Below are 24,712 nucleotides of genomic sequence, written 5' to 3'. Positions count from 1 at the left end.
AAGCTTTAAAGTCTCGCACTAGCTTTAGGGTAGATATTTTTTATATCATATACCAATTTATCTTTAAAATCAAGCCCCTTAAACTCATTATGAGCAACAGCTGTAACTATACAATCATAATCATCTGCATTATAGTTTTGAATCATTTGCATATTGTATTCTTGTTTTACCTCTTTTTTGCTAGCCCAAGGGTCAAATATATCAACTTCGCAACCAAAATCTTTAAGCTCATCTATAACATCAATCACGCGTGAGTTTCTAATATCAGGACAATTTTCTTTAAACGTAATACCCAAAATTAAAATCTTTGATCTATTTATAGCAATACCATCTTTTATCATAAGTTTAACTATTTCAGAAGCCACATATTTTCCCATATTATCATTGATTCTACGACCAGCCAAAATCATCTCTGGATGAAATCCAAGCTCTTGTGCTTTAAATGTAAGATAGTAAGGATCAACACCTATACAATGCCCGCCAACTAAGCCAGGTTTGAAATTTAAAAAATTCCACTTTGTGCCAGCAGCTTCTAAAACATCATTAGTATTTATATTCATCTTGTTAAAAATCATAGCAAGTTCATTTATAAAAGCTATATTTATATCTCTTTGAGTATTTTCTATGACTTTTGCAGCCTCAGCCACTTTGATGCTACTTGCTTTATGGGTTCCAGCTGTGATTATGGATTTATAAATTTCATCTATCTTATCAGCTATCTCAGGTGTTGAACCACTAGTTATTTTTTTGATTTTAGTAACAGTGTGTTCTTTATCGCCCGGATTTATTCGTTCTGGGGAGTATCCGCAAAAGAAGTCTTGATTAAACTTAAATCCACTAATATCTTCTAGTATAGGCACACAAATATCTTCTGTAACACCAGGATAAACCGTGCTTTCATAAACAACAATATCGCCTTTTTTTAATACCTTTGCCACACTTTGAGTAGCTTTTATAACAGGGGTTAAATCAGGTCTTTTATTTTTATCTATAGGAGTAGGAACTGTAACTATAAAAAAATTACAATCTTTTACATCTTCTAATTTTGTGCTAAATTTCATACCGTTATCAATAGCTTTTTGCATTTGTTTATCATCAAGCTCCAATGTTCTATCTATACCATTTTTAAGCTCATTAATTCGTTCTAAATTAATATCAAATCCAACAACACTATATTTTTCAGAAAATGCTACTGCTAAAGGAAGTCCAACATAACCAAGTCCAATAACTGCTATATTCATCTTATCTCGCTTTCTATCTCTTTAAAAACTTTAACTTGCAATTTTATGTCTTTTTTCACATAAACAACAATTGGTAATTTTGAATTATATCTAGGTTTTAACACATCTTGATAAGTTACAAATTTACTCTTTTTAGCTCCATCACACATCATCAAGGTATTTGCTAGCTCATCCTTGCCATCAAATTCATAATATTTATATCCCCATCCATCAAGGTTTAACTCTTTAAGTCTTCCATCTACAAAGAAATGATAGTTACAATCAGTTAAAATATCTTTACCAAAATAAATCTCAACCCTAAGATTATCTTCATCATTTCTAGGCTCTAAGTTTATAACTTTTTGAACAAAACCATCTTTTGGCTTAGGGTAAATACTCAAATCATAAGAAAACGAGCAACAAACAACAAAAATAAATAAAACTATCTTTTTCAAGCTTTAACTCCTATTTGAAAATATTTAAATCCAATATCTTGTAATGTTTTTAAATTATATTGATTTCTTCCATCAAAAATAACCGGATTTTTCAATCTGTTTTTTATCTCATAAAAATCAGGCGACCTAAACTCACTCCACTCAGTCAAAAGCACCATACATTCAGCATCATCTAATGCATCATATTTGTTTTTAGTATAAGTTATTTTTGAGTTTTTAAGATATTTTTTAGCTTCATCAACAGCTTTTGGGTCATAAGCACTTACAACAGCACCTTCTTTTTCAAGAAGTTCAATTAAAGTTATAGAACTAGCTTCTCTCATATCATCTGTATTTGGCTTAAATGCAAGTCCCCAAAGTGCTATTTTTTTACCACTTAAATTTCCATCAAAAAATGCATAAATTTTATCAAATAAAACCCTTTTTTGTGCTTTGTTTCTTGATTTAACAGCATTTAACAACTCAGGCTCAAACCCATTTTGTCTAGCTGTATATATCAAGGCTTCCACATCTTTTGGAAAGCAGCTCCCACCATATCCGCATCCAGGATATATAAAACTATAACCTATTCTAGAATCGCTACCAATGCCTTTTCTCACCAAGTTTACATCAGCTCCAACCTTTTCGCATATATTTGCTATCTCGTTTATAAAGCTTATTTTAGTAGCAAGCATTGAATTTGCAGCATATTTTGTCATCTCCGCTGATTTTACATCCATAGATATAAACCTATCGTGATTTTTCATAAATGGAGCATAAAGCTCTCTCATTACACTATCGCCCCAAGCTGTAGATGAGCCAACGACCACTCTATCTGGCTTTAAAAAATCATCAACAGCAGCACCCTCTTTTAAAAACTCAGGATTTGAAACAACTTCAAACTTAATATCTAAATTTCTTTTTTGAATTTCTTGGCATATTATCTCATTAACCTTTTCGCCAGTACCAACAGGAACAGTTGATTTATCAACTATTATCATAGGATGAGTGATATTTTCACCTATGCTTTTTGCGACTTGTAAAACATATTTTAAGTCAGCTTGTCCATCGCTTCCCATGGGAGTTCCAACAGCTATAAACAACACATCAGAATGTGATAAAGCATCTTTTATATCTGTGCTAAAAAGCAAGGAGTTATTTTGGATACACTCAGATACAATTTCGGCAAGACCTGGTTCGTATATCGGTATTTGTGAATTTTTTAGATCCTGTATCTTTTTTTCATCTACATCAATACAAATTACGCTATTGCCCATTTTTGCCAAACAAGCACCACTAACAAGTCCTACATATCCTGTACCAACAACTCCGATTTTCAAAATTCTATCCTTGATTTTTTTATTTATGCGCGTATTTTATCATATTAATATAAGAGCTTAGTTTAAAGAATAAATATTTAATACGCAAAAAGGCAAAAAATTAACTACTAAAATTATAAATATTATTTAAAAATTCAATAAATATATAACAAAATTACAAAATAAATTTATTACACAAAAAAAAGGATTTATATATGTAAAAGGTATCCAAATTGTTATTTTGGCCATATTTATTGTATTATTCTCCATCTTTGCATTTCAAAGCTACAAAGAAGCATAGTCAGCAATTTTAAAACTGCAAAAGATACAAAAAGAAGTTTTCCCAAAAACGATCCCAAAAAAGACTTTAAATGTTTCTAGGGTGAAAAAAGTTCTAACAGATAGCATTAATGCTTTCAAGGCAGTTGTTGCCGATGAAGTAAGAAAACTAGCAGAAAGAACTCAAAAATCATTAGGAGAGATAGAAGCAAATACAAATGTATTAGCTCAATCAATAAATGAAATGAGTGAGTCTATAAAAGAGCAAGCAGAAGGTATTAATATGATTAATAAATCTGTTTCAGAAGTAGATATGCTAACTCAACAAAATGTTAAAATAGCAAACAACACAAATCAAATTACATTAGAAGTAGATGGTATGGCTAAGACTATAAGTTAAATAAGTATGGTTATTTTTGATAAATTATTTTTTGATACAAATCTTAAAATTCCATCTCATGAGTTTTAATTAAAAGACAAATCATCAATCCTAGAAATATCACTTACTAAAGCTGGTCTTAAATTATTAACACTTTTATTATCAAAACAAGAAGAAATAAATTAAATATAAATTAAACTTTTTTCATTATAAAATCCTAAAAAATAAATATAGAAAATAATCAAAAAAAGTAAAAAATCCGAAATTATAGTAATAATTATAAAACAATAATTTCGGACTGCAATTAACTATTAGTGTGTTTCAAATATCTTAGCAATTTTATCTTTATCATTTGTTTTTGTTAAAGCAAGCATTAACAAAACTCTAGCTTTTTGGGCATTTAGATTATCACTTGTTATAAAGCCATATTTATCATCATCAACCTCTCCATTTAAAGTTGTTTCACCGCTTCCGACACGAGAATCCCTGACAACAATAACACCATTTTTAACACCGTCAAATAAAGCATTTAAAACACTTGGATAAGGATTACCATTACCCATTCCAGCACTTATTATACCTTTTGCATTATTTTTCAATGCAGTATTTACAAAATCAGCATTATCATTAGTATGAGAATATATAATATCAACCCTAGGAAGTTCTTTTATATTTGCTATATCAAAATCAGAGTTTAAAGTATGCTTTCTAATTGGATTCATATAATATTTTACTTTTCCATAAAATACCGTTCCTATTTTTCCAGAATTTGGAGATTTAAAAGTACTAACACTAGTTGTATTTGTTTTAGTTACCTCTCTTGCCGCGTGTATTTCATCATTCATAACAACAACAACACCCTTGCCTATACTATTTTTATCAATAGCAACATTAACAGCATTAAATAAATTTAAAGGTCCATCAGCACTTAAAGATGATGAGTTTCTCATTGCTCCAACCATAACAATAGGCTTATCGCTTTTTACAACTAAATTTAAAAAATAAGCTGTTTCTTCCATTGTATCAGTTCCGTGGGTTATTACAATACCATCAGCATTACCATTGACTAAAAGCTCATTAACCCTACTAGCTAGTTTTAGCCAAACTTCATTATTCATCTCTTGTGAACCAATATTAGAAATTTGCTCACCTTTTATCGTAGCTATTTTATTTATCTCAGGCACTGCTGATATTAATTTATCTACAGTTACAGTTCCTGATGTGTAACTACTATCCAAAGCTCCAGAACCACTTCCGGCTATAGTGCCGCCCGTAGCAAGTATATATACTGTCGGCTTTGCAAAACTTGCAATTGCACTAAGTAACATGACAAACACCACCTTTTTTAAACCGAATTTCATCTGAAATCTCCTTAAATTATATTTAAATTTAATATCTAAAGATATAAATTTATAAAAGTTATTATAACTATTATTTTTAATTAAGTCAATTAATATTATTAATTAATATTAATTTAATATATTAAATAAAAACTTAAAAGATTTCAAAAAAATAAAAACATAACATTATTTAATATTTTTTGTGGATTAAATATTTTTTTAAGACCAAAGCACATAAGACCTTGGTCTTAAAAGTTTAGTTTAGTTCTTTTATAAGTTTGGTGATTTCTCCACCATTTGGAAATCTAACTTCATCGTTAGTTCCTATTCTGTCTTTTTTTGAAAATATAACTTTACCATCTACTTCAACGATAAAATCTCCGCCACTTCCTTCTATTTTCTCAACAATACTATCGCCAAAGTTTGATTTTATTTCATCTTCTACACGAGAAGCTACTGGACGATAGTTTCAAGAGTTGCAGTAAGTTATTTTTACTTGCATTTCCATTCCTTTCGTTAAAATTTCTGTTAGATTTTTATTCTATCAAAATTTTATTAAATAGTATGATAAAATACTATAAATACTTTTAAAACACAAAAAAAGGAAAACAATGAAAAAAGTTGCAATCATCCTAGCTGATGGATTTGAAGAAATAGAAGCAATTACTACAATAGACATTTTAAGAAGAGCTGGAATAGATGTTAGTATAGTTGGGTTAAATCAAGCTCTAATAAATGGCACTCATGACATAACTGTAAAAGCAAATATCTTATTAGATGAGCTTGATGAAACGAGTTTTGATATGATAATTTTACCTGGTGGTCTTACTGGAACAAAAAATTTAGCCAATAATAATAAGGTACTAGAAGTATTAAATTATTTTCACAAAAAAGGTAAATACATATCCGCTATATGTGCCGCTCCTATGGTTCTTTCAAAAGCTGGAGTTTTAAAAAATAATTTTACATGCTATCCTGGATTTGAGAATGAAGTAAGAAATTTTGGTTATATAAATGATCAAAATGTAGTTATAGATGACAATATCATAACATCAAAAGGTCCTGCTACAGCAATGGAATTTTCACTAGCTTTAATAAAAGAATTGGTTGGAGAAAATAAGCTTAATGAAATAAAAAAAGAAATTTTATTATAAAAAAATTATATTTTATGCTAATTTTTGGAAAAATTAGGGTATCATTACATCAACCGAAATTAATGTCGGAAAAATTTTAAAGGAAAACCCTAGTGAATATCTATGTGGGAAATTTGTCATATCGTATGACAGAAACTGAGCTTAAGGAAGTTTTTACACCATTTGGTGAAGTAAAACGTGCAAAGATTGTAAAAGATCGTGATACAAATCGTTCTAAAGGATTTGGATTTATTGAAATGGATGATAATGTAGCCGCACAAAAAGCTATAAATGAAATCAATAATAAAGAGATTGATGGACGCAATCTAAGAGTAAACGAATCTCGCCCAAAAGAGTAAAGCTCATTCTTGCCATCTTAAATTTTTAATTTTTTGATGGCAAATTTATTATAATCACAAAACACAACAAAAAAATACAAAGCAACATAAAAGATAAAATTAGCTAACATAACTATATTAATGAAATTTAGGAAAATAATATGGTCGATTTTACACATTTGCATTTACATACAGAATACTCACTACTTGATGGTGCTAATAAAATAAAAGAACTTGCAAAAACACTTAAAGAACGCGGAGTAAAAAGTGTAGCTATAACAGATCACGGAAATATGTTTGGTGCTATAGATTTTTACAAAACAATGAAAAAAGAAGGCATAAAACCGCTAATAGGCATGGAAGCCTATATACACAATCAAGATGAATTATCAGATAAAAGCACAAAGCAAAGATTTCACCTAATACTAATCGCTAAAAATGAAATAGGCTATAAAAATTTAATGTATCTTAGCTCTATGAGTTATATAGATGGATTTTACTATTATCCAAGAATAAATAAAAAAATACTTAAAGAACATAGCGAAGGTATAATATGTACAGGGGCATGTTTACAAGGTGAGGTTAGTTGGAATTTAAATTTAAGCGAAAGAAATCTTAAATTTGGAGCCAAAGGATATGAAAAAGCAAAAGAAATTGCCCTTGAATATAAAGAAATTTTTGGAGATGATTTTTATCTTGAAATAATGCGTCACGGTATAAATCACCAAATGCAAATTGATGATGATATAATAAAAATAGCAAAAGAGACAAATATAAAAATCATAGCAACAAACGATACTCACTATACATTTAAGTCAAGAGCCGATGCACATGAGGTATTTATGTGTATTGCTATGGGTAAAATTCTAGATGATCCAAATAGACTAAAACATAGTGTTCATGAATTTTATGTTAAGTCAAACGAAGATATGCAAGCACTTTTTTTAGATATACCTGAAGCTATAAGCAACACACAAGAAATATCCGATAAATGCAATCTTGAAATCAAACTTGGTGATGCAACACCGCCTAACTTTAAATTTACACTTGAATATGCAAAAGAAAGAGGTCTAGATCTTCCTGAACCAGATACTAGATATAGCTTTAAAAATGATGCTGTATTTTTTGAATATGAATGTAGAAAAGGATTAGAAGAAAGACTCAAATTCGTGCCAAATGAAAAGCACGAAGAATACAAAAAAAGACTGCAAATTGAAATTGATATAATAAACAAAATGAACTTTCCTGGATATATGGTTATAGTTTGGGACTTTATAAACGAAGCTAAAAAAAGAGGTGTTCCAGTTGGTCCTGGAAGGGGTTCAGCTGCTGGAAGCTTGGTTGCCTATGCACTTAAAATAACTGACCTTGATCCACTTCCATACAACCTTCTTTTTGAGAGATTTCTAAATCCAGAACGTGTTAGTATGCCAGATATTGATGTTGATTTTTGTCAGACAAGAAGAGGCGAAATAATAGATTATGTTATAGAAAAATATGGAAAATACAATGTTGCCGGTGTAATAACATTTGGTAAGCTATTAGCAAAAGGGGTTATTAGAGATGTCGCAAGGGTATGCAATATGCCCTACTCTGAAGCTGATGCTATGGCAAAATTAATACCGGAAAAACTAGGTATAACACTAAAAGAAGCATTTGAATCAGAACCAAAAATAAAAGAATTAATAAGTGTAAATAAAAATGCTGAAAGAATTTGGAAATTTGCACTTGATTTAGAAGGGCTAAATAGAAATGCGGGCCAGCATGCAGCTGGAGTTGTTATATCAAACGAGGAACTATGGAATAAAACACCATTGTTTAGACAATCAAATAGCCCTGAAGGACATTTTGTAACACAGTATAGCTTAAAATATTTAGAAGATGTTGATTTGATAAAATTTGACTTCTTGGGTCTAAAAACTCTTACCGTTATAGACAATGCAATCAAACTAATAAAAAAGCGTTTTAATAAAGATATTATTTGGGAACAAATAGACAAAAATGATCAAAAAGTCTATGAAATGATACAAAGTGGCGATGCAATAGGAATATTTCAAATAGAAAGCGACGGCATGAGAAAGCTAGGAGCAAACCTGAAACCTGACTGTTTTGAAGATATTGTAGCGATGCTTGCACTTTATAGACCAGGTCCTATGGAAAGTGGAATGCTTGATGATTTTGTGGATAGAAAACACGGAAGAGCTAGTATAACATATGCCTTTAAAGAGTTAGAACCGATACTTTCTCCAACTTATGGGGTAATAGTCTACCAAGAGCAAGTTATGCAAATAGTTCAAAAAATAGGTGGTTTTAGCCTAGGTGGAGCCGATCTTGTTAGACGTGCGATGGGTAAAAAAATAAAAGAAGAAATGGACAACCTAAAAGGTCAGTTTGTAGAAGGTGCTGTCAAAAAAGGACTAGATGGTCAAAAAGCAGATGATTTATTTGAACTTATTGTAAAATTTGCTGGATATGGATTTAACAAATCACACTCGGCTGCTTATGCATATATAACATTTCAAACAGCATATTTAAAGGCATATTATCCTGCTGAGTTTATGGCAGCACTACTAACTAGCGAAGAAAATAATGTTGATAAAATAGTAAAATACATAGATGAGAGCAAAAGACTAAATATAGATGTTTTAGGGCCTGACATCAATAAATCATCTAAAGAATTTGGTGTTATAGAAGTTGATGGAGCTAGTAAGATTATTTTTGGACTTTCTGCTATAAAAGGTGTTGGCGGAGCTGCTGTTGATAACATAATAGAAGAGAGAAAAGATAAAGATTTTGAGGATATAAATGATTTGGTATCTAGAATAGATGCCTTTAAAGTAAATAAAAAAGTATTAGAGAGTTTAATCTACTCTGGGGCTTTTACATCTTTTAATATAAGCAGAAAATGCCTTATAAATAATATAGACAATATAATGGATGCATGCAAAAAATCAGCAAACATAAAAAGAAATTCTAGTGAAAGTCTTTTTGCTGATGACGAAACAATGAGTAATGTTGAAGTTGAATTATCATATAGCAAAGATGAATTTAATGAAAAAGATTTACTTAGATATGAAAGAGAGAGTACTGGTATATATCTGTCAGGACATCCCCTAAACGAATACAAAGATGAGATTTTAAAGATAAATCATACACTAAGTTCAGATATGGACACATTAAAAGAAACTTGTAAGACATTAGTAGTAGGAAAAATAGAAGATTTTAGTGTAAAAATGTCAAAAAATGGTAAAAAAATAGGAACTCTAAACATTTTAGATCTTCATGGCAACATTCACATAACTGTATTTGAAAGAAATAATAGCGAAGATTCAAAAAGCAATATAGACATACTAAATGATATTTTTAAAGATCCAAATAAAAACAACTTACCTTATGCTTTTGATGTAAACATAACAATAGATGACCAATTTAGAAATATTATACTAAATAAAGTTATTGAAATGGCAGAGGCTAAAAATAAAAAATTTAACACAAAAAAATTACAAAAAGAGGTAAAACAAAGAAGTTATAATAATTTAGAAATTGTATTAAATCTTGAAAATATAGATAAAGAAAAACTTATAGAGCTTTATAAGATTAGTGCTAAATTAAGTGATGTGGAAAATAAAAATCGTTTAATACTTAAAATACTAAATAACTCAACAAAAGAAGAATATAAATTTAATACTGACTTTTTTGTGGGAGATAATTTTACAGATGAAGTAAGTGGGTATATAGCAGGATAATAGTAGATTTTCTACTATTATCTAATATCCCATGCTTTTATCTATTTTGCATTGAATTGCTTCGTGAACCAAAATTCTAGCCATTGCTTTTTCTTCTTTTATAAAGTGAAAATTTTTATCTAGATCATCAAACAACTCTTGTTTTTCATTTTTACTAACTCTTATTACTGTCTGAATATCCGGAGAGTAATCTTTTATAGCCCTTATTATAAGTTCTAGTTTTTGCTCATTTGACACAGTAACAACAACAGCAGAAGCCGTAGATATACAAGCATTTTCAAATGTGATTTTTTGAAATGCATTTCCCAAAAACACATTCTCGCCCCTGCTTCTGCCAAGCTCAACAAGACCAATATCACTTTCAAGAGCAAGATATACAAGTCCTCTTTCTTTTAATCTTAAGACAACCTCTTGACCTAAAGTTCCATATCCAAAAACAACAATATGATCTTTTAGCTTTTGTGGTTTTATAATCTCTTCTGGCTCCATCACTATCTCTTTTTCAAAAAAATCAGCCAAAAAGTTTAGATTTTTTAGAACAAAAGGTGTAACAAACATAGAAATAACACTTGAGGCTATTAAAATTTGAGCCACATTCATTTCCAACATATTTTTTGTTGCCATAAGACCAAATACAGCAAGAGCAAATTCACCAACTTGACAAATACTTAAAGCCGCTTTAAATGATACCCTAATACTCAAATATGATTTTAAAATAGCAAATATAACAAAAGCTTTAATAATCATTGCTCCAACTACTATTGCAACTATAATAAATATATTTTCAAACACAACAGATATATTTATTTGCATACCAATACTTATAAAAAATAGTCCAAGCAAAAGATCTCTAAATGGTATAAGATCTGATTCTATTTGATGTTTATACTCAGTTTCTGCCATCATCATACCAGCCAAGAAAGCGCCAAGAGAAAATGAAAAACCAAATTTATGTGCTAATGTGCCAGAACCAACAACCAAAAACAAAATAGTTGCTATAAAAATTTCTTGAGAATTTGTATGAATAACTTTTGAAAAAAGCCAGTTTATCAGGTATTTTCCTATTAAATAAATTAACACAACTAAAATTGTAGCTCCAAAAAAAGTTTGGATTATCAAATCATTTAATGAACTTTGTTTAGAACTAAAAACATCAACCATAATCAAAATAGGAATAACTGCAATATCTTGAAAAAGTAATATTCCTAATGATTTTCTGCCATAAACTTCAGATATATTTCCACTGTCATTTAGTATTTTTAAAACTATAGCTGTCGAAGAAAGAGAGAGTGCCAATCCTACAACTAAAGCATTTTTTTCTCCCAACCCAAGCAAATAAAATATAAAAACAGCGAGAAATAAACCGGAAGCAAACACTTGCAATCCTCCGTTTAAAAAAACCTCTTTTTTCATGCTCATCAGGTGTTTTAAACTAAACTCAAGGCCTATTGTAAACATTAAAAAAACTATACCAAACTCGGCTATATGGACTATATTTTCACTGCTTTTAAGATTAAAAAACTCAGATATAACTATACCCGTTACTATGTAGCCTATTATAGTTGGTATTTCAAATTTTTTAAAAATTATATTTAGAATAACGCTTAAAAAAATAGTAATTAAAAATGCAAGTAAAAAATATTCCATTATTTTTTACTTTCATAAAATATAAGATCAAATTTAGTTTGTTTTTTAACAAGTGCTTTCTTAGATGGTATATCACCCCTATTGTTTAGCTCAGTTCTAAGCTCGTTTATAGTATTTTCAAAATCATCTATTTGATCTTTTAGTTTTAATATAACATCAACTCCAGCTAAATTTACTCCGAGATCTCTTGTTAAACGAAGTATCATCTTTATCTTATCAACATCTCTTTGAGAATAAAGTCTCATTCTTCCATCAGTTCTTGAAGGTTCCAAAAGACCTTCTCGCTCATATTGACGCAATGTTTGTGGATGAATACTCAAAACTTTAGCTACGACACTTATAAGATATAAAGGTTCATCATAGTTTTGCATATTATCACTCCGGTAATTTTTCTTTTAAAATTTTTACAAATTCTTCATCTAATTCGTTTATATCTGGCAAGCCAACCCTAACTCTAAGATAAAGATCGCCAAAAATTCCGCTCTTTCTATTTTGAACACCATATCCCTTTAACCTTATCTTAGAACCAGCTTTTGTATTTTCATTTATTTTTATATTTACATCTTTTTTAAATGTAGAAATAGAAACTTTTCCGCCAAACATCATTGTTTTTAATGGTATCAAAACATCTTTTATAAGATCATCCCCATCTCTTTCATACTCATCACTCTCTTCAATACTAACGGTAAGTATCAAATCACCATTTGAGTTTTTTCCCTTACCTTTGATTCTTAATTTTTCATTTTCATTTATACCTGCTGGGATTTTTATCTTAATACTATCTCCACCATAATTTATCTTATGCTCTCCACCCAAAACAGATACTTCAAAAGGAATTTTAATTTTAGCATTTGTATCAAAATTAGCTCCGCCAAAACCAAAATCATCACTACCAAAATTAAAGCCACTAGAAAACCTACTTCCAGAAAAACCACCACCGTTAAAGATGTTTTTTAGTATTTCATCTAAATTTACAGAGTTAGAGTATCCACTCGCAAAATCATGGAAATTCTGGCCACCAAACATACTATCACCATACATATCATATTGAGAACGTTTTTTATCATCGCTTAATATCTCATATGCTGCATTGATTTCTTTAAATTTTTCTTCGGCACCTGGCTCTTTATTTATATCTGGATGATACTTTCTAGCCAATCTTCTATAAGCTTTTTTTATCTCATCAGACGAAGCTGATTTTGAAACACCTAATGTTTCATATAAACTTTCACTCACAGTTAACCCCTATAATGTATTATTTTATTAGCTATATTGTATCATAAAAGTTTAGTCAATGTCAATCAAGTTTATATATCTATTATTTAAAATAAGATTACAAACAATAGATAAAAATATGCCTTAAACAAGCCATTTCACATAAGTCTTTTTATAAAATACATAAAATTTTACATAAAATAAAAACTATATAACATCAAAAAGGCCAAATAGTTTCTATCAACTTTGTACCCCAAGGCTTTTTAGTGCTTTTATCTAAATCACCCTCTGTTTTATATAAAATTTTTGCATCAGCTATATATCTTGAATCAATCTCATTATTTTGTGATATATCATAAGGTCTAATCACACCTGTTATTTGAATAATTTGTTTTTCTCCGTTTATTAAAAGCTCACGATTTCCCTCTATAAAATAATTTCCATTATTTAAAATTTTAATTATTCTTGCAGAAATTGTAGTATTAAACCTCTCGCTTCTATCGCTAGAACCGCTACCTGTAAAACCTGATTCTCCCCCTGCTTCAAATCCAATATTTCCATATTTATTGATTTGCTTTGCTATATGCGACAAAGGGGCAGCTCCACCTGTAACAATACCACCTTTTAATGAAGTTGTGGTATCCCTTGTGGTTTTTTTACTTCCGCTAGAGCTTTGGGTTGATGTTTCTGATATTATTACTGTTACTATATCATTTACATTCATAGCCTTTCTATCAGAGAACAATGGATTATCGCCACGACCATAAAGACTGCCCGGATTACTTACTCCTATTCCTGTATTTTTAGATGGTAGTTGTTCTACATAAGCCGGTGGTTTCATATTTATATGTGGGTCTGCACTAGGCACACATCCTGAAAAAAATACAAAAAATGTTAATATATATACATGTTTAAACTTCATAAAAGCCTCTAATATAAAAAAATATGTTAAAATCAAAGTGCTACAAAATTCCTAAAAGGAGAATTTCTATGAGATGTTTATATCTAAATTGTGCTGAAAGTCTTTTAAATTTAAAAGAAGAATTAAGCAAAAAATTTAGTAAAGTTGCCGTTTTTGAAATAAAACTAGGCCAAAAAGAACAAGAGCTACTGCAGCTAGAAAACGAAAAAACTTTTTTTATTGACTTGATTAATAAATTCAACGAATTTAAAAAAGGTAATGACTTTGTTATCGTTGTTGGTTGCGATGGATTTGGTATTATAGGTAAGTATGAATTAAATCTGAAAATAGCAAAAAATTTAAATTGCCCTATATATGAAATAAAAAATTTAAATGCTTTAAAAAATTTAAATAAAAATTCAAAACTTCTTATAACAAATGACTTACAAGAGATAATATCATTTGAACAAAACATAATCACTCCATATCAATTTGAAAATCTACTAACAAACCGCGCAAGAGATGCAAAAGCTACAGTAATATTACCAGAAAGTGATGATGATAGAATTTTAAAAGCAAGTGATCTTTTATTAAAACAAGATGTAGTTTCTTTAATTATTCTTGGCGATCAAAGCAAGGTATTTGAAAGAGCAAATGAGCTTGGATTAGATTTAAAAAAAGCTAAAATAATAAATCCAGAATCAAACGAATACCAAAAAGATGTTGCCGCTAGTATATACGAAAAAAGAAAAGCTAAAGGTATGACTGAAGAAAATGCATTGAAACTAGCAAAAGACAGAACATATTTTGGAACAATGCTTGTTGAACTTGGTATAGCTGATGCTATGGTTAGTGGTGCTAGCACAACAACAGCAGAAACAATAAGACCAGCACTTCAACTAATAAAAACAAAACCAGGTGTTTCTATCGTATCTGGACTATTTTTTATGTCTTTAGATGAAGAAGTGTTACTATATGCTGATTGTGCAATAACTCCAAATCCAGACCCTGAAGCACTTGCTAGTATAGCTATAAGCACAGCAGAAAGTGCAAAATCTTTTGGAATAGTTCCAAAAGTAGCTATGCTTAGTTATTCAACAGGTGAAAGTGGAACAGGCCCTGATGTTGATATGATAAAAGAAGCTGCGAAAATATTAAAAGAAAAAGACCCTGAGCTTAAATTTGCAGCCCCTATACAATACGATGCTGCTGCTGATATTACAGTTGGAGCTAAAAAAATGCCTGGTTCTCAGGTAGCTGGACATGCAAATGTATTTGTATTCCCTAGCCTAAATACAGGAAATATATGCTATAAAGCAGTTCAAAGAACAGCAAACGCTCTTGCTATAGGACCTGTTTTACAAGGTCTAAGAAAGCCTGTTAATGACTTAAGCCGTGGTTGTCTAGTAGAAGATATAATAAATACAGTATTAATAAGTGCAATACAAGCAAAAGGATAAAAATGAAAATTCTAGTTTTAAACTCAGGAAGCAGCTCTATAAAGTTTCAATTATTTTTAATGGATGAAAATAAAAGTATAGCAAGTGGTCTTATAGAACAAATAGGACAAGATAATTCTCATGCAATTTTAAAAGCAAATGGTGAAGTTTATGAAAGATTTGTACCTATAAAAGATCACAACATTGGTCTTGAAATAATGAACGAATTATTTCGTGAAAGTGGAACTTTACATGACTTAAAAGATCTAGATGGTATAGGCCATAGAATAGTTCATGGTGGAGAAACTTTTAAAAGTTCTGCATTGGTAAATGATGATGTAATCAAAAAAATAGAGGATAACATAGCATTAGCTCCTTTACATAACCCAGGACACCTTGCAGGAATAAAAACAGCTATGAAAAGTAGTGGAGATATTCCACATGTTGTTGTATTTGATACGGTTTTTCATCAAACAATGCCAGAATACGCATACAGATATGCAATCCCTTACGAAATAAGCAAAAAAAATCATGTTAGAAGATATGGATTTCATGGAACATCACACAATTATGTAAGCCAAGAAGCTGCAAAATTTTTAAATATACCTTACGAAAATTTAAATGCAATAACACTACACCTTGGTAATGGTGCTAGTATGTGTGCTATCAAAAATGGGAAAAGTGTAGATACATCTATGGGTCTAAGTCCGCTAGAAGGTCTAATCATGGGAACAAGAAGTGGCGATATAGATCCAGCTGTTTTAACATACCTTATAAGTTGTGGTGAACTAAAAGCTGAAGATATGGATGACTTTTTAAATAAAAAAAGTGGTTTATTTGGAATTTGCGGAACAAACGATATGCGCGATATAGAAGAAAAAATAGCACAAAATGATGAATTAGCAAAACTTGCATTTGAAATGTTTTGCTACCGTATAAAAAAATACATAGGTGCTTACTATGCAGTTGTTGGCAAGCTAGATGCTATCATATTTACAGGTGGTATAGGCGAAAACGATCAAGGTATGCGCGAAAAAGTATGTAACGAACTAAAACACTTCGGCATAAGCATTGATAGTAATCTAAATAAGGATAGAAGTAATAGAGGAAATAGATGTTTAGATGATAGCAATGCTACAATCAAAACACTTGTTATCCCAACAAACGAAGAGCTTATGATAGCTACTGAAACATTAAAATTTATAAAAAAATAATTTTTATTTTAGACAAAAGAGAATTAAAATCTCTCTTTTGTCATCAAAGGCATAATAATTTATAAATTTATATTATGTATTTTTTATTTAACTATTCTAAATGGTTGTATTAGCAATGTTTTAATGCCTGCATCTAATGTAGCAACAGTATATGATGCATACTCTATCTCTAAAGATCAAAGAGGAATTTATTCTATTGCGAAAGATAAATTAATTAAAACTAAAATTCAAGCAAAAATATTTGCAACTAAAGGTTTAAATAGCTTAGATTTGGAAGTAGAGTCTTTTTATTCAAATGTATATCTTATAGGGCTTATTGAATCTGAAAAATATAGAAATACACTCATAAATTTAGCAAAAAATACAAGTGGTGTTGAAAAAATATATACATATTTAAGACTAAAACAAAAAAACTATCATTGTAACAACTTAGCTATTTTAACAAATCTAAAAAAAGAACTTTTTACAGATAAAAAAATAAATGCAACACAAATAAGGGTAAGTGTTGTTGGTTGCGATGTTGTATTTAGTGGAATCATTGAGTCAAAAAAACAAGAAGAATATGCAATTTGGTATGCAAAACATATACAAAGTGTTAAAAATGTATACTCTTTTTTAAGATTGCTTAACTAAAAAATGGCGAGAGGATGAGAGAATCGAACTCCCCACAAAACGGTCAACCGCTCTGTCCTCGGATTTGAAGTCCGTGAGTGACACCAGAACACTTTATCCTCCAAACAACTACTTAAAGATTTTTATTATATCATTTTAAACATAAAAAACAAATGCTATTTAGGAAGTTTTTATTAATTTTTTGATAGAATAAATTAGTTATATGTAAGGATAAAAATGGAAGAAAATATTTTAAATCAAACCCAAGATATTGAAATCATAGATATTGAAGATTCTATAAAAGCAAGTTATCTTGATTATTCTATGAGTGTTATTATAGGTCGTGCTTTACCTGATGCTAGAGACGGTTTAAAACCTGTTCATAGAAGAATCTTATATGCTATGCACAAATTAGGTGTAAGAAGTAGTGCAAAATATGTAAAATCAGCAAGAATTGTTGGAGATGTTATAGGTAAATACCATCCGCACGGAGATACAGCTGTATATGATGCATTAGTAAGAATGGCTCAAAGCTTTTCTATGCGCTATCCAAGTGTTGATGGACAAGGAAACTTTGGTTCTATAGATGGCGATAGTGCAGCGGCTATGCGTTATACGGAAGCAAAGATGACAAAGCTATCAGAAGATATATTAAGTGATATAGAAAAAGAGACTGTTGATTTTATACCAAATTATGATGGTAGTGAGATAGAGCCTGATGTTTTACCTAGTAGAATTCCAAATTTATTATTAAATGGTTCAAGCGGTATAGCTGTTGGTATGGCTACAAATATTCCGCCTCACAGCTTAGATGAACTAATAGATGGCCTTTTGCTAGTTCTTGATAACAAAGATGCTAGTTTAGAAGAAGTTATGCAACATATAAAAGGACCAGATTTTCCAACCGGTGGTATAATATTTGGTAAAAAAGGCATCATAGAAGCATATAGGACAGGTAGAGGTCGTGTTAAGGTAAGAGCAAAAACACACATAGAAAAAAAACCAAACAAAGATGTTATAGTAATAGATGAACTTCCTTATCAAACAAACAAAGCAAGGCTTATAGAACAAATAGCTGATTTAGTAAAAGATAAACAAATAGATGGAATTAGCGAAGTTAGAGATGAGAGTGATAGAGAAGGTATAAGGGTAGTTATAGAGCTTAAGCGCGATGCTATGAGTGATATTGTATTAAATAACTTATTTAAATCTACAACAATGGAAACTACTTTTGGTGTAATAATGCTTGCTATTGACAACAAAGAGCCAAAAGTATTTACCCTGATAGAACTTTTAAAACTTTTCTTAAATCATAGAAAAACTATAATAATAAGAAGAACAATCTTTGACCTTGAAAAGGCAAAAGCAAGAGCACATATTCTAGAGGGTTTAAAAATAGCACTTGATAATATAGATGCTGTAATAAACTTGATACGCTCAAGTCCAGATACTCAAACAGCACGAGAAGGCTTGATGAGCAGCTTTGGACTTAGTAGATTACAAGCCGATGCAATACTTGATATGAGATTAAGTAAGCTAACAGGGCTTGAAAGAGAAAAACTAGAAAACGAACTAAAAGAACTTATGGCTGAGATAAAAAAACTTAGCGAAATTCTAAAAAGCGAAACATTGCTTGAAGAGATTATCAAAGAAGAATTAAAAGAGATAAAAAATAAATTCAAAGTTCCTAGAATTACAGAAATAGTTGATGACTATGATGATATAGATATAGAAGATTTAATACCTAATGAAAATATGGTTGTTACCATAACTCACCGCGGATATATAAAAAGAGTTCCTAGCAAACAATACGAAAAACAAAGAAGAGGTGGAAAAGGTAAATTAGCAGTCACTACTTATGATGATGATTTCATAGAAAGCTTCTTTACTAGCAACACTCATGATACACTAATGTTTGTTACTGACCGTGGTCAGCTTTACTGGTTAAAAGTATACAAAATCCCAGAAGGAAGCAGAACAGCAAAAGGCAAAGCCGTGGTAAATTTGGTTCAGCTTCAGCCTGATGAAAAAATAAAAGCTATCATACCAACAACTGATTTTGATGAAAGCAAATCACTTGCATTTTTTACAAAAAATGGTGTTGTAAAAAGAACAAATTTAAGCGAGTTTAAGAACATTCGTTCAATAGGCGTTAAAGCTATAAATTTAGATGAAAATGATGAGCTTGTAACAGCATTGATAGTTGAAGGAGATGGTGTTGATTTGTCATTTGAAGATGAAAATACAGAAGACGGTGTTGAAAGTCAAGATGAAAGCAAAATGCTATTTATCGTTACTAAAAAGGGTATGTGTCTTAAATTTAATGTTCACAAAGTTAGACAAATGGGCAGAACAGCTAGAGGTGTTACTGGTATTAAATTTAAAGAGCAAAATGATGAAGTTGTTGGCGCGGCTGTTATAGAAAATAATTCACAAGAGATATTAAGCATATCTCAAAAAGGTATAGGAAAACGAACAACAGCAGATGAATATAGACTAACAAATCGTGGTGGAAAGGGCGTTATTTGTATGAAACTTACAGGTAGGACTGGCGATCTTGTTGGTGTAGTTATGGTTGATGATGATATGGATCTTATGACTCTTACAACTAGTGGAAAAATGATAAGAGTTGATATGCAAAGTATACGCAAAGCCGGTAGAAATACAAGTGGTGTTATAGTTGTAAATGTAGATGGTGATGAAGTTGTAAGTATAGCAAGTTGTCCAAAAACAGAAAGCACAGAAAGTGATGAAGATATCATTGATGATGAAACTTTAAATTTGGAATAATTTTTGCTTCAAAAGCATAAAGTATAAATTTAATTAAGGTATATAAAATTATGAAAAAAATAACTTTTTTATCAGCCATTGTTTTGGTTTCTTTTAGTGCATGCTCTTTTAATGGCTTTTTTGGAGAACCAACTACAATACCTAGTGATATTGTGATCCAAAAAGTAGATAAAGATGATTTAAGAGAAGTTATAAAAAAAGAAAAAATGACATTCGCTACAGAACCAATAGATATAAGTTTTAATGCAGTTGGTGAAGGTATAGCGCCCACAAATGCTATATCTCACGCACAAGCTCTAACACTTGCAAAAAGAGCAGCCATAGCAGATGCATACTCACAACTTGCAGGAAAATTATATGGAGTAAAAATCAACTCACAAGATACAGTAAAAGATGCTATGCTTAAAGATTCTACAATCACAACAAAAGTTCAAGGACTTGTAAAAAATGCCAGCATAGTAAGCGAAGAGTTTAAAAATGGACTTTATAAAGTAAATATGACACTAAATATAAATAAAGACAAGTGGCACGAAATTTTTGCTTATTAATACTCGTAAGTTATATACTTTTTGGCTCGGAAGATTTTATCTTCTGGGCTGATCTTAATTTCAAAAACAATGCAACCTATTCTGAAAATTTTAATATTTCAAAACCTATGGTAAAGAGATATGGAAATTTAAAATTTTTATGTGAAATTAATAATTCAAAAGATAAAGATACAAAAACAATTGATTATTTGAATTTAAATAAAGATAAGTTATTTGAATGTTTTTCATTAAATAAAACATTTATAAAAAGTACATCAAAAAAATATGGTTTAAATTTTTTAAACGAAACTAAATTAACTATAAAACCTATTGATTTTACAATAGATTTTAAGTCAAATTCGGCTATGATTTTTATTATTGAAAGCGAGTAATTATGAATATAGCAATAGTTGAAGATGATATAAATATGAGAAAATCTCTTGAAATTAGTCTTAGTGAATTTCAAGAGTTAAATATCAAAACTTATAAAAATGCAAACGAAGCTTTAAAAAAACTAGATGATAGCATAGACCTAATAATAACAGATATAAATATGCCAGGAATTGATGGTATTGAGTTTATCAAACAGCTAGAAAATAAATATGATGTTATTATCATGACCGGAAATGCCACATTAAATAGAGCAATAGAAAGTGTAAGACTTGGGGTTAAGGACTTTTTAACAAAACCATTTGATATAAACACGCTATACGAAACAATAAAAAGGGTGAAATTAGAGCGTGAAAAAATAAAATCTGTAAAAAAAATCAAAAATATAAAAACAAATGATGATTTTATAAATCCATCTGAAGCTTTAAAGAAAGTTTTAAACATAGCATTAAAAGCAGCTAAAACAGATACAAGCATAATGATAATGGGCGAAAGTGGTGCCGGGAAAGAAGTTTTTGCAAAATACATACATAAAAACTCAAACAGAAAAGATAAGCCTTTTGTTGCAATAAACATGGCAGCAATACCTGAAAATCTAATAGAAAGTGAACTATTTGGATATGAAAAAGGCGCTTTTACAGATGCAATAGCTCAAAAAATAGGTCAATTTGAATTAGCAAATGGAGGAACACTATTTTTAGATGAGATAGGAGAAATGCCTATAAATTTGCAACCAAAATTACTAAGAGCTTTACAAGAAAGAGAAATAACAAGACTTGGCAGCTTAAAAAGCATAAAAGTAGATGTTAGAATTTTATGTGCAACAAATGCAAACTTACAAAACTTAATAGAAGATGGAAAATTTAGACAAGATTTGTATTATAGACTAAACACTATACCAATACTTATACCACCACTAAAAGATAGAAAAGAAGAGATAATACCAATCTCTAAAAAAACTTTGGAAAATATTTGCAAAAAATATAGCCTAGAAGAAAAAGAACTTAGCGAAGAAGCTATGGAAGAATTACTTAGTTATGATTATCCTGGAAATATAAGAGAACTTATATCCATCATAGAAAGAGCAGCTATACTAAGCGAAGATAGATATATAAAAGCAGATGATTTGTTTATCCAAAGTAGAAAGAAAAAAGAGATAAGTGAGATAAAAAAAGACTTTTTTGTAGATGTTATAAGTAGTGTTGATTTTAATTTAAACGAGGCATCTTCTATTTTAAACTTAAGCACTGAAGATATAAAAAAACTAATAAAAAAATACAATTTAAAGGAGTATTGATGAAGAAATTTAATATTGCTGTTGTCGGTGCAACTGGAGCTGTTGGAGAAGAAATTTTTAATGTTTTAGAAGAGGTAAATTTTCCTGTTGGCGAGTTGTTGCCGCTTGCTAGTGCAAAAAGTGCAGGAAGCGAGATAATTTTTCACGGTAAAAGTTATAAAGTAAAAGAACTTACAGAAACTAGCTTTGAAGAACACGAGATAGATATAGCATTTTTTAGCGCTGGTGGTTCGGTTTCATCAAAATTTGCACCTCTTGCAGCAGCTAGCGGAGCTGTTGTTATTGATAATACTAGCCATTTTAGAATGGATGCCGATGTGCCTTTGGTTGTTCCTGAGTGCAACCCAGCTGATATAAATGCCTGGCAAGAAAGAGGAATTATAGCAAATCCAAATTGCTCTACTATTCAAATGGTGCAAATTTTAAAACCTCTTGATGATGTTTTTGATATAGCACGTGTTGATGTTGCTACATATCAAGCAGCAAGTGGCGCAGGTAAAGAGGGTATGAAAGAGTTAGTAACCCAAATGCAAAAGTTTTTTGAATTTAAACTTAGAGAGTGCGAGCCTAAGGTTTTTGCTCATCAGCTTGCTTTAAATTTAATACCACATATAGATGTTTTTCTTGATAATGATTACACAAAAGAAGAAATAAAGATGGTAAATGAAACACAAAAGATACTTCATAAAAATATTGAAGTATCGGCTACTTGCGTTCGTGTTCCTGTTCTTAGAAGTCACTCAGAAGCCATCACTATACACTTTAGAAATTCAGTAAATGCCAATAAGGCTAGAGATATTTTAAGAGATGCTCCAAGTGTTGTTGTGTTAGATGAACCAAGCAAAAAAGAATATCCTATGCCTATGATTTCAAGCGACACTAATGAAACTTATGTTGGTAGAATTAGAGTTGACAACTTCCGTGATAATATTTTACATTTATGGTGTTGTGCTGACCAAATCCGTGTAGGTGCTGCCACTAATGCGGTAAGAATAGCCCAAAAATGGATAGAATTGCCCGAGAACAATTAACATAAAGCTGGTTTTGCCAGCTTTATAAAACCAAAAAACAAATTTTGTCGAAACAAATCACTTCTTTGCCAAAACTTAATATATTTAACAAGTATTTCAATAATTATATTTCTATCAAATATTAAATAAATTCTAATTTTATTTCAGAAAAACTTTATAATATACTATTGGTAGTTAAAATTACCACCAAATTTATTTAATTTAATTATGTTTATATGAATTTTTAATTTTTTATATATTTATTACACTAAAGTTATTATTAAATATAAAATGTTATAATTATTATTAAATATTAAGGAGTTTTTAATGAAAAAAGTTTTTGTTATAGAGTACAGCAAGGGAACAGATAAAGGTTTTGATGGTTTTAGACCTGATACTAAGCCTATTTTAAATGCAATAAAAGAATTTACAAAACTAGATACAGAGATAGTTTTTTATGTTCCAGATAAAAAAGACAAATTATTTGAATATCTAAAAGAAAATGCCTTACATATAATAAGCCGGATAAATCCAGGTAATTTAAAAGAAGTTGATGAGTATTTTCAGTTTTTAAAAAAACTAAGTGATGAAGGTGTAGTTGTACATACTCATCCAGATGTTATGAAAAATTTAGACTTAAAAGATATATTAGAAAAGCTAAAATTGACAGCAATGGGTGAAGAAAGCACTAAATTTTATCAAAACTACAAAGAGTTTAAAGCTGAATTACCAGAAATTTTAAAAAGAGAAAAAATAAGAGTTTTGAAGACAAATTATGGCTCAACCGGAGAAGGTGTTTATCTTGTAAAATTAAATGACGATGAAAGTATAACTTGCACAGAAGCTGTTAATAATAAAAAAGAAAACTTTAAAAGTTTAGACGATTTTATAACTAACTTTAAAAATAATTTTGAAGAAGAAGATCCAAATGCAGTATATTTTAAAGGTAAAAAAGGCTTTGTAAGCTGCAAATATCTAAAAAGAATTAGTGAGGGTGAAATAAGAGTACTTTTAATTAAAGAAAAGCCGGTTTCAATAGTTCATAAAAAACCGAAAGAAGGCGAGTTTTCTGCTACTCTTTTCTCGGGTGCAAAATACCAATATGACAAGCCAGATGATCCAAAATGGTCTGGTGTGCTAGCATTATCACAGCAAGGTATAAAAGACATAAAACCTTATTTAGAAGGTTTTGATTATCCTTTACTTTGGACTTTAGATTATATTCTTGATTATGATAAAGATGGGAATGATGTTTATGTTTTAAGCGAGATAAACTGTTCTTGCGTTGGTATAACAACAGAACTTCAATATGCACAAGATGTTGCAAAACAACTTATAAAATAATTTAAAGTAAAGCCTTTTTTAGGTTTTACTTACACTTACAAATATACAGTTTATAAATTTATCACAATTAGCGAATTAGCTATTTTGGACATGTTTATACTTTTTTATTGACTCAAAACCAATTATTTCTTACAAGTC

At 29.9% G+C, this 24,712-nt stretch carries 21 protein-coding genes, 1 tRNA gene and 1 pseudogene; 13 read left to right on the top strand and 10 right to left on the bottom strand.

Going from position 1 to position 24,712, the window contains the following annotated elements; genetic code table 11:
- Positions 1-5: 5 nt before the first annotated feature.
- From tviB to CPIN17260_RS04190, 3 genes are read right to left on the bottom strand one after another with little or no spacing between them, the layout of a single operon-like run.
- Positions 6-1,241: a Vi polysaccharide biosynthesis UDP-N-acetylglucosamine C-6 dehydrogenase TviB gene (tviB, locus tag CPIN17260_RS04200; RefSeq protein WP_078387622.1), complete on the bottom strand. Its 1,236-nt coding sequence runs from the start codon at positions 1,239-1,241 to the stop codon at positions 6-8.
- Complete coding sequence (locus CPIN17260_RS04195) at positions 1,238-1,675, bottom strand: ecotin family protein (protein ID WP_078387621.1); 438 nt, start codon at positions 1,673-1,675, stop codon at positions 1,238-1,240. Before CPIN17260_RS04195 ends, tviB begins: the two co-directional genes overlap by 4 nt.
- Positions 1,672-2,994: a UDP-glucose dehydrogenase family protein gene (locus CPIN17260_RS04190; protein WP_078387620.1), complete on the bottom strand. Its 1,323-nt coding sequence runs from the start codon at positions 2,992-2,994 to the stop codon at positions 1,672-1,674. The genes CPIN17260_RS04195 and CPIN17260_RS04190 overlap by 4 nt, the downstream gene beginning before the upstream one ends.
- A 400-nt stretch (positions 2,995-3,394) precedes the next feature.
- Between CPIN17260_RS04190 and CPIN17260_RS04185 the strand changes: the two are divergent.
- A pseudogene (locus tag CPIN17260_RS04185) lies at positions 3,395-3,652 on the top strand (methyl-accepting chemotaxis protein); the annotation flags it as partial.
- Positions 3,653-3,942: 290 nt separating this feature from the next.
- Here the strand turns inward: CPIN17260_RS04185 and CPIN17260_RS04180 are convergent.
- Together CPIN17260_RS04180 and CPIN17260_RS09525 are read right to left on the bottom strand one after the other, a co-directional pair.
- Positions 3,943-4,992: a type II asparaginase gene (locus CPIN17260_RS04180; protein ID WP_069636432.1), complete on the bottom strand. Its 1,050-nt coding sequence runs from the start codon at positions 4,990-4,992 to the stop codon at positions 3,943-3,945.
- Positions 4,993-5,227: 235 nt separating this feature from the next.
- Positions 5,228-5,473 (bottom strand): SelT/SelW/SelH family (seleno)protein, encoded by a 246-nt coding sequence (locus tag CPIN17260_RS09525; RefSeq protein WP_257616960.1) that lies wholly within the window; start codon positions 5,471-5,473, stop codon positions 5,228-5,230.
- Positions 5,474-5,582: 109 nt separating this feature from the next.
- Here CPIN17260_RS09525 and CPIN17260_RS04170 point away from each other — a divergent pair, with 109 nt between their 5' ends.
- From CPIN17260_RS04170 to dnaE, 3 genes are all read left to right on the top strand, one after another.
- Positions 5,583-6,125: a DJ-1 family glyoxalase III gene (locus CPIN17260_RS04170; RefSeq protein WP_069636433.1), complete on the top strand. Its 543-nt coding sequence runs from the start codon at positions 5,583-5,585 to the stop codon at positions 6,123-6,125.
- A 92-nt stretch (positions 6,126-6,217) separates the two neighbouring features.
- Positions 6,218-6,463 carry an RNA-binding regulator gene (locus tag CPIN17260_RS04165; RefSeq protein ID WP_069632170.1) on the top strand — a complete coding sequence of 82 codons (246 nt, stop codon included), beginning with the start codon at positions 6,218-6,220 and terminating at the stop codon, positions 6,461-6,463.
- A 140-nt stretch (positions 6,464-6,603) separates the two neighbouring features.
- Positions 6,604-10,188, top strand: coding sequence for a DNA polymerase III subunit alpha (gene dnaE, locus CPIN17260_RS04160; protein WP_078440602.1), 3,585 nt, complete (start codon positions 6,604-6,606; stop codon positions 10,186-10,188).
- 21 nt (positions 10,189-10,209) lie between these two features.
- Here the strand turns inward: dnaE and CPIN17260_RS04155 are convergent, their stop codons facing one another.
- The 4 genes from CPIN17260_RS04155 to flgH all read right to left on the bottom strand — a co-directional run bounded on the left by CPIN17260_RS04155 (position 10,210) and on the right by flgH (position 13,972).
- Complete coding sequence (locus CPIN17260_RS04155) at positions 10,210-11,835, bottom strand: cation:proton antiporter (RefSeq protein ID WP_078440601.1); 1,626 nt, start codon at positions 11,833-11,835, stop codon at positions 10,210-10,212.
- The gene (locus tag CPIN17260_RS04150; RefSeq protein WP_069636436.1) at positions 11,835-12,206 is read right to left on the bottom strand and encodes a heat shock protein transcriptional repressor HspR; all 372 of its coding nucleotides are present in this window, start codon (positions 12,204-12,206) and stop codon (positions 11,835-11,837) included. The genes CPIN17260_RS04155 and CPIN17260_RS04150 overlap by 1 nt, the downstream gene beginning before the upstream one ends.
- A gap of 4 nt (positions 12,207-12,210) precedes the next feature.
- Positions 12,211-13,071, bottom strand: a complete 861-nt coding sequence (locus CPIN17260_RS04145) for a DnaJ C-terminal domain-containing protein (RefSeq protein WP_078440600.1) — start codon at positions 13,069-13,071, stop codon at positions 12,211-12,213.
- 196 nt (positions 13,072-13,267) lie between these two features.
- Entirely contained in the window at positions 13,268-13,972 is a 705-nt protein-coding gene (gene flgH, locus CPIN17260_RS04140; RefSeq protein WP_069632224.1) for a flagellar basal body L-ring protein FlgH, read from the bottom strand.
- 68 nt (positions 13,973-14,040) lie between these two features.
- Here flgH and pta point away from each other — a divergent pair, with 68 nt between their 5' ends.
- The 3 genes from pta to CPIN17260_RS04125 all read left to right on the top strand — a co-directional run bounded on the left by pta (position 14,041) and on the right by CPIN17260_RS04125 (position 17,237).
- Positions 14,041-15,411: a phosphate acetyltransferase gene (pta, locus tag CPIN17260_RS04135; RefSeq protein ID WP_069632175.1), complete on the top strand. Its 1,371-nt coding sequence runs from the start codon at positions 14,041-14,043 to the stop codon at positions 15,409-15,411.
- A gap of 2 nt (positions 15,412-15,413) precedes the next feature.
- A complete protein-coding gene (locus CPIN17260_RS04130; protein ID WP_069632176.1) occupies positions 15,414-16,604 on the top strand; it encodes an acetate kinase in 1,191 nt (396 codons plus the stop codon).
- 123 nt (positions 16,605-16,727) lie between these two features.
- Entirely contained in the window at positions 16,728-17,237 is a 510-nt protein-coding gene (locus CPIN17260_RS04125) for a BON domain-containing protein (protein WP_078406010.1), read from the top strand.
- A gap of 4 nt (positions 17,238-17,241) precedes the next feature.
- Here the strand turns inward: CPIN17260_RS04125 and CPIN17260_RS09145 are convergent.
- Positions 17,242-17,339: transfer RNA gene (locus tag CPIN17260_RS09145), tRNA-Sec, on the bottom strand.
- A 114-nt stretch (positions 17,340-17,453) separates the two neighbouring features.
- Here CPIN17260_RS09145 and gyrA point away from each other — a divergent pair.
- The 6 genes from gyrA to CPIN17260_RS04095 all read left to right on the top strand — a co-directional run bounded on the left by gyrA (position 17,454) and on the right by CPIN17260_RS04095 (position 24,574).
- Complete coding sequence (gene gyrA / locus CPIN17260_RS04120) at positions 17,454-20,006, top strand: DNA gyrase subunit A (protein ID WP_078440599.1); 2,553 nt, start codon at positions 17,454-17,456, stop codon at positions 20,004-20,006.
- Between the two features lie 50 nt (positions 20,007-20,056).
- Positions 20,057-20,554, top strand: coding sequence for an LPP20 family lipoprotein (locus tag CPIN17260_RS04115; RefSeq protein WP_078406008.1), 498 nt, complete (start codon positions 20,057-20,059; stop codon positions 20,552-20,554).
- Positions 20,530-20,925 (top strand): hypothetical protein, encoded by a 396-nt coding sequence (locus tag CPIN17260_RS04110; protein ID WP_078387613.1) that lies wholly within the window; start codon positions 20,530-20,532, stop codon positions 20,923-20,925. The genes CPIN17260_RS04115 and CPIN17260_RS04110 overlap by 25 nt, the downstream gene beginning before the upstream one ends.
- 2 nt (positions 20,926-20,927) lie before the next feature.
- Positions 20,928-22,220, top strand: a complete 1,293-nt coding sequence (locus CPIN17260_RS04105) for a sigma-54-dependent transcriptional regulator (protein WP_078397841.1) — start codon at positions 20,928-20,930, stop codon at positions 22,218-22,220.
- On the top strand, positions 22,220-23,251 hold the full coding sequence (locus CPIN17260_RS04100) for an aspartate-semialdehyde dehydrogenase (RefSeq protein WP_078387611.1): 1,032 nt from the start codon (positions 22,220-22,222) through the stop codon (positions 23,249-23,251). Before CPIN17260_RS04105 ends, CPIN17260_RS04100 begins: the two co-directional genes overlap by 1 nt.
- 306 nt (positions 23,252-23,557) lie before the next feature.
- Positions 23,558-24,574, top strand: a complete 1,017-nt coding sequence (locus tag CPIN17260_RS04095) for a Cj0069 family protein (RefSeq protein ID WP_078440598.1) — start codon at positions 23,558-23,560, stop codon at positions 24,572-24,574.
- Positions 24,575-24,712: the final 138 nt, after the last annotated feature.

It is taken from the genome of Campylobacter pinnipediorum subsp. pinnipediorum, assembly GCF_002021925.1.
GTDB lineage: Bacteria > Campylobacterota > Campylobacteria > Campylobacterales > Campylobacteraceae > Campylobacter_A > Campylobacter_A pinnipediorum.
Note: the sequence above shows the minus strand (reverse complement) of the source record. Positions and strands in the feature narration are given on the sequence as shown.

Bases quoted from the DNA above. Each gene is read 5' to 3' on its own strand.
- CPIN17260_RS04180 (WP_069636432.1), bottom strand. From the start codon at position 4,992: ATGAAATTCGGTTTAAAAAAGGTGGTGTTTGTCATGTTACTTAGTGCA.
- CPIN17260_RS04105 (WP_078397841.1), top strand. From the start codon at position 20,928: ATGAATATAGCAATAGTTGAAGATGATATAAATATGAGAAAATCTCTT.
- flgH (WP_069632224.1), bottom strand. From the start codon at position 13,972: ATGAAGTTTAAACATGTATATATATTAACATTTTTTGTATTTTTTTCA.
- dnaE (WP_078440602.1), top strand. From the start codon at position 6,604: ATGGTCGATTTTACACATTTGCATTTACATACAGAATACTCACTACTT.
- CPIN17260_RS04130 (WP_069632176.1), top strand. From the start codon at position 15,414: ATGAAAATTCTAGTTTTAAACTCAGGAAGCAGCTCTATAAAGTTTCAA.
- tviB (WP_078387622.1), bottom strand. From the start codon at position 1,241: ATGAATATAGCAGTTATTGGACTTGGTTATGTTGGACTTCCTTTAGCA.
- pta (WP_069632175.1), top strand. From the start codon at position 14,041: ATGAGATGTTTATATCTAAATTGTGCTGAAAGTCTTTTAAATTTAAAA.
- CPIN17260_RS04100 (WP_078387611.1), top strand. From the start codon at position 22,220: ATGAAGAAATTTAATATTGCTGTTGTCGGTGCAACTGGAGCTGTTGGA.
- CPIN17260_RS04155 (WP_078440601.1), bottom strand. From the start codon at position 11,835: ATGGAATATTTTTTACTTGCATTTTTAATTACTATTTTTTTAAGCGTT.
- CPIN17260_RS04170 (WP_069636433.1), top strand. From the start codon at position 5,583: ATGAAAAAAGTTGCAATCATCCTAGCTGATGGATTTGAAGAAATAGAA.
- CPIN17260_RS04095 (WP_078440598.1), top strand. From the start codon at position 23,558: ATGAAAAAAGTTTTTGTTATAGAGTACAGCAAGGGAACAGATAAAGGT.
- gyrA (WP_078440599.1), top strand. From the start codon at position 17,454: ATGGAAGAAAATATTTTAAATCAAACCCAAGATATTGAAATCATAGAT.
- CPIN17260_RS04115 (WP_078406008.1), top strand. From the start codon at position 20,057: ATGAAAAAAATAACTTTTTTATCAGCCATTGTTTTGGTTTCTTTTAGT.
- CPIN17260_RS04150 (WP_069636436.1), bottom strand. From the start codon at position 12,206: ATGCAAAACTATGATGAACCTTTATATCTTATAAGTGTCGTAGCTAAA.
- CPIN17260_RS04125 (WP_078406010.1), top strand. From the start codon at position 16,728: ATGCCTGCATCTAATGTAGCAACAGTATATGATGCATACTCTATCTCT.